Source organism: Desulfoprunum benzoelyticum (assembly GCF_014201505.1).
In the GTDB taxonomy this organism is placed as follows: domain Bacteria; phylum Desulfobacterota; class Desulfobulbia; order Desulfobulbales; family Desulfocapsaceae; genus Desulfoprunum; species Desulfoprunum benzoelyticum.
In genome coordinates, this window is sequence record NZ_JACHEO010000022.1 from 1 (window position 1) to 15,482 (window position 15,482).

The 15,482-nt window shown below is 55.5% G+C and carries 11 protein-coding genes, 1 pseudogene and 1 riboswitch; of the genes and pseudogenes, 10 read left to right on the plus strand and 2 right to left on the minus strand.

What is annotated here, in order from left to right:
• Positions 1-151 precede the first annotated feature (151 nt).
• A riboswitch (cobalamin riboswitch) is annotated at positions 152-380 on the plus strand.
• A 192-nt stretch (positions 381-572) separates the two neighbouring features.
• From trpD to HNQ81_RS14685, 6 genes and pseudogenes are all read left to right on the plus strand, one after another.
• Positions 573-1,685, plus strand: coding sequence for an anthranilate phosphoribosyltransferase (gene trpD, locus HNQ81_RS14665; RefSeq protein ID WP_183352061.1), 1,113 nt, complete (start codon positions 573-575; stop codon positions 1,683-1,685).
• Positions 1,682-1,897 (plus strand): hypothetical protein, encoded by a 216-nt coding sequence (locus tag HNQ81_RS14670; RefSeq protein WP_183352062.1) that lies wholly within the window; start codon positions 1,682-1,684, stop codon positions 1,895-1,897. Before trpD ends, HNQ81_RS14670 begins: the two co-directional genes overlap by 4 nt.
• Before the next feature lie 37 nt (positions 1,898-1,934).
• Positions 1,935-2,720: pseudogene (locus HNQ81_RS18190) on the plus strand (alcohol dehydrogenase catalytic domain-containing protein); the annotation flags it as partial.
• Positions 2,721-2,930: 210 nt separating this feature from the next.
• The gene (gene cobT / locus HNQ81_RS18195; RefSeq protein WP_353740490.1) at positions 2,931-4,004 is read left to right on the plus strand and encodes a nicotinate-nucleotide--dimethylbenzimidazole phosphoribosyltransferase; all 1,074 of its coding nucleotides are present in this window, start codon (positions 2,931-2,933) and stop codon (positions 4,002-4,004) included.
• Positions 4,005-4,213: 209 nt separating this feature from the next.
• Positions 4,214-5,068, plus strand: a complete 855-nt coding sequence (locus HNQ81_RS14680) for a 50S ribosomal protein L11 methyltransferase (protein WP_183352064.1) — start codon at positions 4,214-4,216, stop codon at positions 5,066-5,068.
• A 108-nt stretch (positions 5,069-5,176) separates the two neighbouring features.
• Positions 5,177-5,647 (plus strand): MaoC family dehydratase, encoded by a 471-nt coding sequence (locus HNQ81_RS14685; RefSeq protein ID WP_183352065.1) that lies wholly within the window; start codon positions 5,177-5,179, stop codon positions 5,645-5,647.
• Between the two features lie 144 nt (positions 5,648-5,791).
• Here HNQ81_RS14685 and HNQ81_RS17685 read toward each other — a convergent pair whose 3' ends face one another.
• Positions 5,792-7,939 (minus strand): YecA family protein, encoded by a 2,148-nt coding sequence (locus tag HNQ81_RS17685; protein ID WP_183352066.1) that lies wholly within the window; start codon positions 7,937-7,939, stop codon positions 5,792-5,794.
• A 1,054-nt stretch (positions 7,940-8,993) separates the two neighbouring features.
• Here HNQ81_RS17685 and HNQ81_RS14695 point away from each other — a divergent pair.
• The 4 genes from HNQ81_RS14695 to HNQ81_RS18200 all read left to right on the plus strand — a co-directional run bounded on the left by HNQ81_RS14695 (position 8,994) and on the right by HNQ81_RS18200 (position 13,972).
• A complete protein-coding gene (locus HNQ81_RS14695; protein ID WP_183352067.1) occupies positions 8,994-10,490 on the plus strand; it encodes a carboxypeptidase M32 in 1,497 nt (498 codons plus the stop codon).
• 52 nt (positions 10,491-10,542) lie between these two features.
• On the plus strand, positions 10,543-11,469 hold the full coding sequence (locus HNQ81_RS14700; RefSeq protein WP_183352068.1) for an AEC family transporter: 927 nt from the start codon (positions 10,543-10,545) through the stop codon (positions 11,467-11,469).
• Between the two features lie 605 nt (positions 11,470-12,074).
• A complete protein-coding gene (locus tag HNQ81_RS14705; RefSeq protein WP_183352069.1) occupies positions 12,075-13,763 on the plus strand; it encodes an AMP-binding protein in 1,689 nt (562 codons plus the stop codon).
• Positions 13,764-13,783: 20 nt separating this feature from the next.
• Positions 13,784-13,972 (plus strand): SOS response-associated peptidase family protein, encoded by a 189-nt coding sequence (locus HNQ81_RS18200; RefSeq protein WP_353740491.1) that lies wholly within the window; start codon positions 13,784-13,786, stop codon positions 13,970-13,972.
• 165 nt (positions 13,973-14,137) lie between these two features.
• On the opposite strand, the gene HNQ81_RS14715 is transcribed toward HNQ81_RS18200, so the two are convergent.
• On the minus strand, positions 14,138-14,983 hold the full coding sequence (locus HNQ81_RS14715; protein ID WP_183352070.1) for a M48 family metallopeptidase: 846 nt from the start codon (positions 14,981-14,983) through the stop codon (positions 14,138-14,140).
• Positions 14,984-15,482 lie beyond the last annotated feature (499 nt).

Sequence of the window (15,482 nt, forward strand, 5' to 3'; positions counted from 1 at the left end):
CGGGGCAGCAGCAAGGCGGAAGCAGACTCATTCCTGGGCGAGACGGGAAACCTCCGTTTTCCCATTGACAATACTTATCATGGATGACCCCATTTGTTGGCCCCATTTGTTTGCGGCTCTACCATCTGCTTGAGATTCACATCATTCCTGTGTATAACCTGCCTCTGCAGGTGCGCCGGTCCGGCGCTAAGAGGAAAGACGGTGGGAATCCGTCACAAGCCAGTCCTTGCTGTATGCGAAGGCTGTAACGGCCGTCGGCATTTTCTTGCCGTCGTATCTCCGCATTTGTTTGCTGGAGTTGGTCACTGGGAAACCGGGAAGGCTGCCGTAACGCAGGATAATTCGCAAGCCAGAAAGCCTGCCTGCAGGGTGCGCGGTTCCGCGTCGCCCCCCAGAGTCAACCACTGGAGTTCTCTGTATCTGCCACGGTATCCTGCCCGGGATCGGGACAGGAAAGGTGCGGGTACGGAGCGCCGTTGCTTCTCCACGTTGTCCTTATCCGCAAAAAAGTGCGTATGTTCAAGCAGCTTGCCCGAGGAAGAACTGCTTATTCCGCAATGGGAGAGGACGCAATGGAATGGGAAAAAAACAGAGAATTCGGTCGTACCATCGGCAGATTGATCAATCACCGGCACCTTGACCAGGAAGAGGCGTATGCCGCCTTTTCCCTGGTTCTGAACGATGAGGTGTCCGAGATGCAGCAGGGCGCTTTTTTGGCTGCCCTGACCGCCAAAGGCGAAACCGCTGCCGAAGTTGCCGGTGGCTGGAAGGCCGTCTATGAACTTGATACGAACAAGGTCGATTTCGGTGATCTGCCGATCGTCGACAACTGCGGTACCGGCATGGACAGTTTCAAGACCTTCAATATCAGCACCGCCGCCTCGGTAGTCGCTGCCGCCGCAGGCCTCGCCGTCGCCCGCCACGGGGCCCGCGCCATCACCTCATCCTGCGGTACCGTCGATATGGCCGAACGACTCGGGGTCGACGTGGAATGTCCGGTCGAGGTGGTCGCCGCCAGTGTCCGCACGGCCGGCCTCGGCCTGTTCAACGGCATGAGTCCGGCGGTGCACCCCATCGCCCTTGGCCGTATCCTGTCCCAGATAGCCTTTGGCTCGCCTCTGAACATCGCCGCCTCTCTCGCCCATCCGGCCATGCCCCGTGTGGCCCTGCGCGGTGTCTATGACCGCTCTCTCCTCATGCCGGTCGCTGAAACGATGCGCACTATCGGCTACACCGATGCCCTGGTGGTCCATGGCACGATAGCCGGCAGCAGCCTCGGGATGGATGAGGCTTCCGTCTGCGGCACGACCTATGGCGTCTGGCTCAAAGACGGCCGCATCACCAGCCACCTGTGGCAACCATCGGATTGCGGACTCCAGCTCCACGACCCGGCCGGCCTTCGCGCCGACAGCGATCCTGAAACCGCCGCGGTGCGAATGTACCGCTTGCTGGCCGGCAGGGGTTCCGCCGCCCGCACCGACGCCGTTGTCTTGAACAGCGGCCTGCTCTTGTTAGTCAGCGATACCGTGAACAATCTTGAAGACGGGGTTGCCCTGGCCCGCGCAACAATCCAGTCCGGCGCCGCCCTGGCCACCCTGGAAAGCTGGGTCCGGAACCAGAACCGTGACCCGGAACAAGGGCTCGCCCGGCTGAACAACCTGCAAAGAGAGGCAGGCCGCCAATGAAAGAACTGCTCATCGTGAAGGCCGGCAGCCGGTACCTCCGCTTTCTGCCGCAAGGACATCAACTCTGCAGCTTCGATAAGGCCAGTGTATTTCCCCTCGATCAGGTGGTCCAGGTGCTGGAGCGAATGCATCGCGCCATTGGTGACGGGGCGGCGGATATCGAGCTGCGCAAATTGACCATCATCGAGGAACCGTATGCGGAGGCCATGTAACATGCGACTGACACTGAAAGAATGTCAACACATGGTGATGGAGGACCATCCTGGTCACCCGGTAACGGACGAGGATACGGTAACGCTGGCTGTTTCCTATTGTGCCATCTGCCGCACCGATGCCAAGATGTGGCGGGAGGGGCACCGTGACCTGGCGTTGCCGAGGGTGCTCGGCCATGAATTTGTCGGACGCGACCTCGCCACGGGTCAACTTTATGTCAGTTGGCCGGGCATGGTCTGCAATTCCTGCCGCTATTGCCGCTCCGGCCGGGAAAATCTCTGCGACAGCATGCGGATCATCGGTTTTCACGCCGATGGCGGCTTCAGCCGGCAGGTGGTGGTGCCGCGGGACGGCCTGATCATGGCCGATGCGACCGTCGATGAAATGCTCCTCACCTTCGCCGAACCAATCGCCTGCGTGCTCAACTGCATGGAACAGCTCAGACCGCAGGCGAACGAACGTCTTGTCATCTACGGCGGGGGTGTCGTCGGGATGCTGGCTGCGCTTGCGGCCCAGCAATCGGGTTGCCGGGTGACGGTAATTGAACGCAGTGCCGAGAAAATTTCCCGGCTGCGTGATTTCTGCGATCTCAACCGCATCAACATCGTCAAGGACACCACCGCCGCCGATTTTGATCTCGCCGTCAACTGCTGTGACAGCCACATCGCTTTCAGCCAGGCCATCACCAAGCTGCGCAAGGGTGGCCGAATGGGCTTTTTCAGTGGTCTCAGGAAACGCCAGGATCTCGAATCCGGACTGCTCAATCTCCTTCATTACAAGGAGCTCGAGATGTATGGCAGCTACGGCCCCAGACGCACGCATATGGCCCGGGCCGTCGGCTGTATCGGCAGCTGGCGCACATCGCTGCCGCTGCTGGTGGAAAAAGTCATCCCGCCGGCGGAAGCCGAGAGCGCCTTTCCTCATGTCTTGTCAGGCAACGCCTTGAAATATATCATTGATTTCCAAGAATACAGGGGTGAACGGTCCTTCGTCGCCCCGGAAAATTCGTTCGCTATCGATGCCCGCCCGGCCGTGCCAGCGCTCTCGACCTTTGTCAACGAGCTGATCTCCACCGTTACCCCGGTTGACGGCAGTTTCGAGCCGGTCGCCCGCCGCAAGATCGATCTGAAAACAAAACCCCTCGGCGCGCTTGGCCGTATCGAAGAGTTGGCTGTGCAACTTGCCGTCATCCAGCGGTCACTGATGCCGAACGTGGCTACGAAACACATCCTTGTCTTCGCCGGCGACCACGGCGTGGTCGATGAAGGCGTCTCCGCCTTCCCGGCCCGGGTGACGGTACAGATGGTCGAGAATTTCCTGGCCGGAGGGGCGGCGATCAACGTCTTCTGTCGCCAGTACGATATCGGTCTCAGTGTCGTCGATATGGGGGTCGACACTACGTTCGCTCGCCATCCGCTCCTCATCGACAAAAAGGTTGCTCGCGGTACCGCCAATTTTGCGGTACAACCGGCCATGACCAGAGAACAGGCCCTTGCCGCCATCGAAAACGGAGCCCGAGCCTTTCTGGAACAACATGCTGTAACTCCCATGAAAATCGTGGGGATGGGGGAAATGGGGATCGGCAACTCCAGCAGCGCCGCCGCTATCATCTGCGCCGCCACCGGGCTCGGCAGCGCCATGGTGGTGGGGCGCGGCACCGGTGTCGACGACGAGGGGCTCAAGCGCAAACGGGAGGTCATCGATCGGGCCTTGCGACTCCACCGCCCTGACCCCGACGACGGCCTTGAATTACTGGCAAAACTGGGCGGCTATGAACTGGCAGGAATCGCCGGGGCGGTACTTGCCGCTGCCGCGAACGGCTGCTGCGTCGTGCTGGATGGGATCATCTCCACTGCCGCCGGACTCATCGCCTACCTCATCTGCCCGGCAGTGCAGGGCTATCTGGTCGCCGGACATCGATCGGTGGAACAGGGCCAGCAGGCGGCCCTGCAACGGATGGGCCTTTCTCCGGGGATCGATCTCGACTTCCGGCTGGGGGAAGGCACCGGCGCCGCCATCACCATGAACCTGGTCGATCTGGCCTGCCGGACCATGCGGGAGATGGCCTCGTTTGCAGAAGCCGGGGTGGATAGCGGCAACATCTGAGGTGTATTTTCGTCTTTCGCCTGGGGAGAGTCTGTCAACGGCAACTTTGGTGATGAATTGCTCGATGGGGAAATCTTGGTTACCTTTCAGAGGCGAGAATGATGGTTGAGAATTGGCGACGTTGCGGCCATCACGGCTGACCTGAACAGGAACATTGAACCGGCTGCGCACAACGTCCCGCAAGACACAAAATGATGGTGGAGAAGATCGTGGAACAACAGGATTCCGGTCCCGGCGGCGCATGCCCCTATGACCAGCTGTACATTTATTATCTCAACGGCCGGGCCCAGACCGATGCGTCTTGGATGGGGCCGGATTTTATCGGCAACTGGGTCGAAGACGGGTTTTCATTTCTGTTTTTTTCCCAGCCCGCGGATGCGATGGTCCAACAACTTGTTGACAGCCAGAAGGATCTGACCCTCATCGACCAATACATCATGGGCTACAACGAATGGTTGGGGGAAAAGCCCGAGCCGGTTCAAATAGGGCGGTTCATCATTGCGCCGCCCTGGGCCCCGGCGGCCAGTTATTGCCTGCCCGCTTGCGACGCCATCCCCATCCTTCTCGACCCGGGGGTGGTGTTCGGCACCGGGACCCATCCCACCACCAGGGATTGTCTGGAGCTGTTGGATATGGCCGTCAACAACGGGCCGGCGGACCGGGCACTGGACCTGGGGTGCGGTACCGGCCTTCTGGCCCTGGCGGCGGCGAAACTGGGATGTGCAAAGATCCTGGCGGTGGATTTCAATGAGCTTGCCGTGGAAACCACCTGGCGCAACATCCGTCTCAACCAACTGGAAAACCAGATCCTTGCAGTTCAAGGGATGGCCGAGGAGATGACCGACATAGCCGCCGATCTTCTGATCGCCAATATTCACTACGATGTCATGGAAAAAATCATCCGGTCCCCCGGATTTGTCACCAAGAAACAGTTCATCTTGTCGGGCCTGCTCACATCCCAGGCGGCAAAAGTCACGGAGATCCTTGCCGGACTTCCCGTCACCATCCGCGAAACCCGCGCCCAAAACGGTGTCTGGCATACGTTTTACGGCGTCTGCGAATAGGTTTTTCTCCTGCGGCCCTCTGCCGGGAGTACGCGTGATCCGTTTTTGTATGTGATTGAACAGGAAAATTTTAATCAATAGGCTGAATTGGAGGTCCAAATTATACCCATGAACTCGATCAAGTACTATTGGGAAGACTTCACTCCAGGCTGGCAATGCGAGTCCCAGTCGAGAAAACTTACGGCGCGCGAGATCACGGACTTCGCGCGCGAATACGATCCACAGCCGTATCATATCGATGAAGAGGCGGCGAAGTCGACACCCTTCGGCGGGCTGATCGCCAGCGGCTGGCACACGTGCAGCATCGCGATGCGGCTCATGTGCGATAGTTACCTGCTCCAGACCTCGTGCATTGGATCGCCGGGACTCGATGAGCTGCGTTGGTTCAAGCCGGTGCGGCCCGGGGATTCATTGCGACTGAAGACGACCGCTCTCGATCAGACCCCATCGAAAAAGGACCCGACGCGGGGCACCGTGAAATTCCGCTGGGATGTACTCAACCAGAAGGATGAGGTCGTGTGCACCATAATGGGCAGGCAGCATTACCGACGCCGCACGCCAGCTGTGGGCCAGGATTAAGATATGTCGGGAGCGCCCAACAGATCTTTCTGAAAATTAAAAACGCGGATGTTCTTGCAATAAAAACATAAAAATCACCGGTTAATCCGGTGTATTTTATTGTTGGAATTTGTGTGGCAAATACTTATGGTCTCTTAAACGGTGTTACGTAACCTTTCGTAAACAGCATTTCTTGTACTTTTTCCCACTTCCGCAGGAGCAAGGGTCGTTTCTCCCAGGCTTACGTTTCTTTCGTGATTTATTGAGAATATCTGCCATCTTGGTCGGTGCAGCCATCCGTCGGGTTGCGGCCTCCATAGCCTCATTGAACTGCCACTTATTTTGCAGGTTAACAACAAACCTTAGTTCTCCATCATAAGATGACAGGCAAACGCCGAACCAAGTACCTGCCTTCTGCTTATACTTACGTCTCAGACAATAGTCTCTGAGACGCGCCATAGAAATTTCTTTTGGATAGTCATTGCAATGAACTGTTAAGCCAGTATCGGACCCGCCCACGGCAACCGTAAAGTCATGATGTTCGCCATCCTTTTGTGCATCTCCAACGATTTTGTCTATGCCATTACTGATATTGCGAACTGAATCTTCACCAATAGTCAGCAACATGAAGCCCAACGCAATAGTGGCTGGATGTGGCTCTCGCTCAATAGTTGTTATTAATCTACCCAGTGAGAGCTTAGAGAGCCGAGTCAACACGCCATCAGGCGTTGCTTTTCCAGAAAAACCCTCTCTTCGAACCATCATTGCTGCATCGAGGTCTATTGAAAAGTTATCCTCGAGCGTGAACATGTCATATCGGTCCTGCAACCAGAGATTGTATTTGAGGTGGTATGAGAGAACTGTGAGCTCGTTTGTTGCCAGAAGGCGCTCTGTGTATCGTGTGCGACGATTAACATAGCTCAGCAGTCGTAAAGGAGTAGAAAGCATTTCAGTCAGCGCATCGAGCGTGAATATATCCATCACAAAGGGCGGCGCTATCTGGTCATTTGTTTCAAACTTTAGGAACTGCCTTGCCTGAAACGCAAGGGCAGGGTAGTGATCTGAAACCACGCAAAAGATGTAAATCTCTTTGAATGCGCACAGATTTATCGGGCGTCCATCTTTGGGAACAAATTTGTATTGGGGATTACCAAGCACTTTTGCACAGATAAGCCCTTGATCATAGGCATCCTGGACACTCTTCTTGAAGTCATCCTTAATCTGCAGATCATTTCCCTTTCTAGCTTCAAGTGTCAGCTTTTTGGATTTTGCTTGCAACAAAATTGCCTGGTTACCAAAGATGACAAGGACATCAATTTCGCCGATACGTTTTCCTTTAGATTCGTAGATATCGACATTCGCAAAAACGTCCTTATCGCCAAATACATGCGATAGGCGTTGCTCACAGAACTCCTCGGTAAATAGTCCTCGGTTTTTGGTTGCTTTTCCCCAATACCTTTTGTCGGAGGTCATCCAATAGTACGGTGCATCATAAAGAGCTTCGAGGATATTATATTGCTGAAATAGCAAGAATGAACCTGTGCTGGTTGGAATTAGTGGAAATGCGTTAGCTATATTGAAATCACTAAGCGATTGAAACCCAGTATTTGTATCGCCTTGCGGAACAGCGAAGGCCTTGACAACCGAATCCGCAGTCTCTTCGGAAACACCTGCGTGAGCAGCTAGTTCCTCTACAGAAAATTCAAAACCCCTCAGTAGTGTCCAATCTTCGGGAGGTAAATCCATAAAGGAATAATGTACTCGAGGTATTTTGGCTGCTTGTAGATCACATATTGCCTTTACCACTTCCCTTGCGGTATGAATCGAGAAACCCTTCGTTTTCTTGATCCATTCATCATCCTTTTGATATTTTCTGACGGAAAAGTCACGATATTGAAATCCATATGCCGACTCGCCACCGTAGAAGATCGGTTCCCGGAGAGAGTCTCCACTAGCGAATGGATCAAAGCCTCCATTGATCTTTTCTGGTGTCAAATGTGCAAACCAAGGTTCGCACATCGCTTCATGAATCTCATGCAGGAGGGTTTCGGTTTTTTCTATGTACCCCTGAAAGGTATCGGGTGCTGGAAGTGAGAGGTCCATCGGGCCTTTTAAGGCTAGACCTATCAAAGTGGATATTTCAGTACGGACCAACCTACCATAGCCGTACAGGTTTTCGAGGTTCTTCGCTTCTAATTTCTCACCGACCTTAACGAGGTTATCCCTGAAACAAAACCAGCAAATGGCATGAGCATAGCCTGGCTGTATGCAAAGAGACGTTAGATCATCAAATATTTTTTGCTCTTTCCTCAATTTCAATATCCTCGATGATTCTATTGTCGAATTTTGTGTTATTCATTTCATATTTTATGAGTACAACAAGTAACTCTACAAATCTGTATATCTCGACATTTGTGACGTTATACAGAAAGCTACTGTGTTAGGCAACTTGAAAGATACCGGGACTGGATAGAACAAGTTTTGATTGAAAATTGGCCATAATCCAAGGCATTTAATTGTTTGACTCAATCGAGGTGCTTCCAGATGTTCTTTGGGGCGGAAGAAGGAAAGCAGGCTTGCCGATCCCCGCCGATGCCCTCCTGTTTTACATACTTCGCTTTCTCATGCCTCAGCCTTGCCCTCTGCCGCGCACCCGCTCGATGCACTGCAGCCGCCAGGCGTCAATCGGCACCGTGTTCGATTCCCAGCGGCCGTCGATCACCACCGCCGGGAAGTTCTCCTCATCGGTCCACTTGCGGATGGTGCCATTGTCCCGCTTGGTCTAGGCGCTGATTTCCTTCAGGACCTCCAGTATCCATACATTCCCCTCCATTCCTCTGCCTCCAATGAATGTCAATTCGGCCACCACCCAGCAGTCCAGGTAATGGTTGGGGCGGCACTGAATCCTCCGGAAAATATGGGGGAATATGGGGATGTCATACATATTTCGTCCTTGACGTAATCATCCCTGGCGGCAGGTCAGACCGATGTCAAAAATTGCTCGTCTAAACAATCCGATCAAGCACTATTTGACGTAGCCTGGAAATCGGCAGGCAGGTGGCGGGGAAACTGGGTATTTGGGGAAATGGTGAGGTGGTTGCTAATGTGAGGAGGCCAACGGTGATCCGGGCAACAAGGTTGCCTATCTGGTCACCGGTCATTATGATGTGGTGGCCAGAGTCATCACACCAGGTGAAGGCGGTCGCCGCAATGACCGGCCCCACTGCCGTTTCCCAGATCATAATCCAGATGGAAGCGAAGCTGCAGGCGAGCAGCGACCAGACAGTACGAAGGAGTGCGGCGGAGGGCCGCACAACGCCGCAGCTGAAGTCATCGCGTGATTGAAAAGTGAAAGAAGGAGCTCACCATGCAGGATGCCTATGGGGCGCTGGTCGAACGGTTTCGCCAGCTGGCCCGGATCGATCACGCCCTGACCTTTCTCAACTGGGATCAGCTGGTGATGATGCCGCCGGCGGGCAACGACAGCCGGGCGGCGGCGATTGCCGAGTTGACCGCCATGCAGCACGAACTGCTGACCGCGCCGGTGGTGGGCGACCTGCTGCAGGCGGCGCGGACCCAGGCCCTGGCGGCGCCGGAACAGTGCAGCCTGCGGGAGATGGAGCGGCAGTGGCAACGGGCGGTCTGCCTGCCGGCCAGTCTGGTCAAGGCCCAGTCGCTGGCCGGGTCGCAGTGCGAGCATGCCTGGCGGCAGCAGCGCCGGGACAACGACTGGCAGGGCTTTGTTGCCAATTTCCGTGAGGTCGTGCGGCTGTCGCGGGAAGAGGCACGGTTGCGCCAGGCGGTGGCTGCCGACATGTTTGCCACCCCCTACGATGCCCTGCTCGATCTGTACTGCACCGGTGACGACAGCGCCTTCATCGGCCAGGTGTTCGCCACCCTGAAAGCCGAGTTGCCGACCCTGCTGGCCGAGGTGCTGGAGCGCCGGCAACCGGCTCCATCGCTGGCCGGCACCTATCCGCCGGCCGCCCAGAAGACCCTCAGCGAGGAGATGATGCGCTGCCTCGGCTTCGATTTTTCGGCCGGCCGCCTCGATGTCAGCATGCATCCGTTTTCCACCGGCGACCGGGGCGACCACCGCATCACCACCGGCTTCCGCGAGGACGATTTCGCCGGTGCCCTGCAGGCGACGGCGCACGAGACCGGCCACGCCGGCTACGAGGCCGGACTGCCCCGCCAGTGGGACGGTCTGCCGGTCGGACAGGCCCGCAATCTCTGCCTGCATGAGAGCCAGAGCCTGCTGTTCGAGAACCAGCTGTTTCTCGCCCGGCCCTTCGTCGCCTTCCTGACCCCGATGATTCACAAGCATCTGGTTGAGAGCCGCCACTTCAGCGAAGAGCAACTGTGGCGGGCGCTGACCCGGGTCGGCCCGAGCCTGATCCGCATCGAGGCCGACGAGGTCACCTATCCGCTCCATGTCGTGCTGCGCTTCGAGATCGAGAAGGCGCTGATCAACGCCGAGATCGAGCCGGACGACATCCCCGAGTTGTGGGACCTCAAGATGCGGCAGTATCTGGGGCTGTCGACCGCCGGCAATTTCCGCGACGGCTGCCTGCAGGATATCCACTGGACCGATGGCTCGTTCGGCTATTTCCCGTCGTACACCATGGGGGCTTTGAACGCCGCCCAGCTGTTTGCCGCCATCCGCCGGCACTTCCCGGATTGGCGGGAGGCGCTCGCCAGGGGGGATGTGGCCTTCGTCCGCCAGTGGCTCGGCGAACAGGTGTGGAGCAAGGGGAGCACCATGGAATCGCAGGACATCATGCGTCAGGCGACAGGGGAGGGCACCAATCCCGGTTACTTCCTCGATCATCTCCGCGCCAGATACCTTCACCAGCAATACTGATCCGGCACCGTCGTCCGACGGGCGGGATCGACAACCACGGAATGAGCTGACAGTGAGCCTCTTTCTTCCTCTACTCGGCAAGATTCTGCCGTTGTATACCAATATCGTCCTCGGCTATCTGGCCACCCGGCTGCTCAAGGTCGACCGGGCCGGGGCGGCGGCGCTGCTGTTCTATCTGATGGCGCCGATCGTCGTGTTCAGCGCGACGATGGGGGTGCGCCTCGACGCGGCGGTGGCGTTGTTGCCGCTGTTCCTGTTTCTCTTCTCCAGCCTGATGGCCGTCGCCGCGCTGTGGCTGTTCAAACGCTTGTGGCCGGACGCGACCGGCAATATCCTGGCCTTTACCGCCGGCACCGGCAATACCGGCTATTTCGGCATCGCCCTGGCCCTGATCGTTTTCGAGCCGCGGGTTGCCGATATCTACATCTTCACGGTGCTGGCCTCGTTCTTCTACGAGTCGACGACCGGATTCTACATCACCGCCAAGGGGACATTCACGGCCCGCGAAAGTCTGATCAAGGTGCTGCGGCTGCCGGTGCTGTACGCCTTCCTGCTGGCGTTGATCCTCAATTTGGCGGGGGTGATGCTCCCCGAATCACTGGCCGCCTATTTCGGGCAGTTCAGGATCGCCTACTCGATCATCGGCATGATGCTCATCGGCATGGGTCTGGTCGGTTTTCGCCAGGGCGGCGGCGCCGATCCCCGCTTCCTCGCCCTGACGCTGGCCATCAAGCATCTGCTCTGGCCGGCGCTGATTGCCCTGATCATCTGGACCGACAGCCGATTTTTCGGGTTGTTGCACCGCGACCTGTACCGGGTCATGTTCGTCTTCGCCATTGTCCCGCTTGCCGGCAACACCGTGACCCTGGCCGTGCTGCTCAAGGCCCGGCCGGAAAAGGCGGCGCTCGCCGTGCTCCTCTCAACCCTGCTGTCCATCGTCACCATCCCGTTCATGCTGGCCTGGTACGGGATGGAGTGAGCGATGCCGGCGGTGGTACGGCTCTTCACACTGCAGAGGTTCTGAATTCAGCGGCTCAGGTTCAATTTATCTCTTCTCTGCCTGTTCGCCGCACCTTTGAGATCGTCGGCCTGGAGAGCTCTGCAACGGAGATGACTCGGAATAGTCCTGATTTGCAGGTTTGCTTAAATGGTTAACCTTGCCAGGAGAAATTTCTTCCCCTGGAAAATGGAGTTGGATTGGTTGGAGATACAGGGAAATTTGGTGTAAATCATGTTATTTCAGTCTGTTGGTATCAATCCCCGGCTTCTGCCTGAGACAAATGACCTGGGTAAAAGACCCGGTGTGAATCCGTCGCAGAGGACGGTCGGAGGGTTTGGTAAACGGTTGGAAGTTTGGCTAGAAAATCTTGCTGGATAGGGGACAAACAGTTACGCTGCAACTAGCAATTGGAGGAGCTCCGGTCAGAGAGCCGATTTTTGAGGGATGCCGTCAAAAGCAGCTGCGTGTCACCTGTCTCCTCCCCTGGGCACCGGGGTGAGATCCTGCAGTCGATCCCCCACCCGGGACATGGAGACCCCTCTTATTACGATCATCTACCAAAAACAAATAAAAAGGAGGTTCCGGTGAGCACTGACAGTCCCTATCAAGCAAAACCATGGCTGGCGCACTATGAGGCAGGCGTCCCTGAGCATGTTCAATATGAGACCGTCTGCCTGCCGGACTACCTGAAGCGGTCGGCCACAGCGTTCCCGGATAAAACGGCTCTGACGTTTCAGGGGTACCGTGTCAGTTTTGCCAAACTGAACGACATGGTCGATCGCTTCGCCGCCAGTCTGACCGACTTCGGTGTGAAACAAGGCGACAGTGTGGCCATTCTCTTGCCCAATGTGATTCCGTGTGTGGTGGCGTACTATGCCATCCTGCGCATCGGCGCCATTGCGGTAATGAACAACCCGCTCTATTCGGACCGTGAGCTGGAGCATCAGTTTTGCGACTCGCGGTCAAAGGTGCTGATCACCCTCGACCTGCTCGGCAACCGGATGATAGATCTGCGACCCAGAACCAGCATCAAACAGATTGTCATCACCAGTATCGGTGACTACCTTCCCTTCCCCAAAAACCTGCTTTTCCCGTTAGTCGGCAAAAAAAAAGGGCTGTCCGCCGATGTCAAAGCGGCAGACAACCTCTATAAGTGGAAGGCCCTGCTGGAACGCCCGTCAGCCTCGATGCCGCAGGTAACGCTGGATTTCAACGATGTGGCCATGTACCAGTATACCGGAGGCACCACCGGCGTCTCCAAAGGAGTCATGCTCACCCACGGCAACCTGAGCCAGCAGGTCCAACATGTTTCGGCCTGGTTCCCGAGCTTCGGCAGCGATGAGATCATGTTGGGTGCTCTGCCGTTTTTTCATGTCTTCGGTCTCACCACCGCCATGAACCTGGCCATCTTCAAAGGATGGAACAACATCCTGGTGCCCAAACCCCAACCTCCGCAGCTGTTGGAGGCCATCAGCAAATTCAAGCCCACGTTTGCGCCTCTGGTGCCCACCATGTACATCGGCATGCTCGAACACCCCGATATCGGGAAAACCGACCTCACCTCCATCAAAGGCTGTTTCTCCGGCAGCGCCCCGTTGCCGGTGGAGGTGATCAAGGCGTTCGAGGCCAAAACCGGTGCGATCATCGTCGAGGGCTTCGGTATGACCGAGTCCTGTCCCGTTACCCACATCAACCCTTTCAAGGGTAAGCGCAAGGTCGGCAGCATCGGCATTCCCCTTCCCGACACCGAATGCCGCATCGTGGCCCTCGGCGATGCGACTACCGACGTTGCGATAGGCGAGACCGGCGAACTTCTGGTCAAGGGCCCACAGGTCATGAAGGGCTACTGGAATCGCCCCGATGCCACGGCTGAAGCCATTACCGACGGGTGGCTGCATACCGGCGACATCGCCATAATGGATGAGGAAGGCTACTTCTACATTGTTGATCGCAAAAAGGACATGATCATCTCCGGCGGTTTCAACGTCTATCCGCGAGACATCGAAGAGGTCTTTTTTGAGCACCCCAAGGTGGTGGAAGCCACAGCTATCGGCATTCCGCACCCCAAACGGGGCGAAGCGATCAAGGTATTTGTCGTTTTGAGGGAGGGCCAGACCGCCACGGTTGAAGAGCTGCTGAAATATTGTGAAGACAAGCTGGCCAAGTACAAGTGGCCCACGGAAATCGAATTTCGCGATGAGTTGCCAAAAACCAGCGTGGGCAAGGTCCTCAAAAAAGAGCTGCGCGTCATGGAGCAGCAAAAAGCCAGGTAGCTCGGGAAATCGCGTCGCTGATCAACGCCCGGAGGGATGGTATCGAACGGAAGCCATCCTTCCGGAGCCTTTTAAAAAACAGGATCTGCAATGTTCCAGCCAGTGGGTTTTGCGAGTGGCGAAAAAGCGATCCCGGCAAGCAGCCGTACTTTATCCGGCCCGGAGATACAGGTACCTTTTCCCGAGACAGCACTGGGCAGTTGGTGTGATCTTTCGGACCTTCGATAATCCGTAGAGAAAAGACCATGCAGGTCGGTTTCCCACTTTCTTGGCAATTGAAGATGTGCCGTTTGCTTATAATTTCTGAATGAGGATCCCGGGTAGATTCGACGCTGCCGGCATCGTCTTTTCTCCGCAGAGCTGGACGTTCATTTTCACAGTAAAGACAGTAACCAATTGAACAAAAAACGAATCAGATACAGAAGACTGACCAGAAATTCCTTCCCTTCCTCAACCAGTTTACCAAAAAGAGAATCTTGTGCTTCACCTTCGTCCTCATCTCCGCGCATCAGCCTCTTCGCTCTGGCTTCGGGATCGGGATGACTGGACAAAAAGGTGTGTTGCCTGGCTAATTCAGCGAGTTTATTGAGGGCCGAGACAGCAGAAGAAATCTGATACCCTTCAGTTTGCAGAAAAGCAGCACCATACATATCAGCTTGCCGTTCTTCATGTTGAGAAAACTGAGCATGAGTGAGTTGCTCAGCAAAGCTGCCAATAACAGAACTGGCGATTTGCCCTACCTGGTTATCCTGAGAGGCCAATCCTTTTCGCAGGGCACTTGTAGCATAAGCCAGCACAACCTTTTTCCTGGAATGGTCTTTTACTACATGCCCCATTTCATGACCGATCACGAAAAGCAATTCCTCGTCGTTCATGAGATCCATCAGGCCGCTATATACTCTGATGGTTCCATCGGCCATCGCAAATGCGTTGACCTCATTAGCAAGATATACTTTGTAATTAAAGGATCTTCCATCTCTCTGAGTATGATCGGCAATTAATTTTTGAAGGCGTTTATCGTAGGGGTTCCCAACTGGAGCAATATCATGTTTGCTATCTGAAACAAGAGCGGAACGTCTTGCCAGATCTTTCACCTCTTGATCAGAAAGGGTGATGGCTGTAACGGCTTCCGTAGTTGCCTCCGTCATCATCAAAACGTTGGTATCTTCGCAAGACGTAAGAAGCGTTATTGAAAGGAAAATGAGCAGGTATCGTATCATTGAGGATTTCTCCTTCGTAACCCAGCGTTGATTGCATTTTTTGCATTGAGAGCAAAGGTAATGCAGCACGTAGACGATGCAAGTTTCTCCAAGTTTCTCCCCACACCCTTACACGATGAAATCCGTCAAATAATCAAAGACATGGAGCAGAATCCTCTGACATCTGAGAATTTATAGATACGATCCTTGGTTGGATGGCTGAACTCCTCTCTCAATCAAAACAGGTGGGAATGAATGGCTATTGATAGGACATCTTTGACATACAATGATTCATTACCGGCTTTGAATCCAGCGTCAGTGAATCTAAAGTGAGAGTTCCCATGTGGTGCAGAAGTTTCTTCCGCACCACATGTTTTTTTGAAAAGCAGGCCCAAACCGGATGCACCGTAAATTTTTGATCCCCGAAAATCCGGGGTGACACGCGGTTGAAGGATCGGGGGAGAAAACTTTGCAGGATCGAGGTCAAGCTGCTACGATGGGAGTCGTAATCGGGGTGTTT

Bases quoted from the DNA above. Each gene is read 5' to 3' on its own strand.
- HNQ81_RS14670 (WP_183352062.1), top strand. From the start codon at position 1,682: ATGAAAGAACTGCTCATCGTGAAGGCCGGCAGCCGGTACCTCCGCTTT.
- HNQ81_RS14695 (WP_183352067.1), top strand. From the start codon at position 8,994: ATGCAGGATGCCTATGGGGCGCTGGTCGAACGGTTTCGCCAGCTGGCC.
- trpD (WP_183352061.1), top strand. From the start codon at position 573: ATGGAATGGGAAAAAAACAGAGAATTCGGTCGTACCATCGGCAGATTG.
- HNQ81_RS14685 (WP_183352065.1), top strand. From the start codon at position 5,177: ATGAACTCGATCAAGTACTATTGGGAAGACTTCACTCCAGGCTGGCAA.
- HNQ81_RS14715 (WP_183352070.1), bottom strand. From the start codon at position 14,983: ATGATACGATACCTGCTCATTTTCCTTTCAATAACGCTTCTTACGTCT.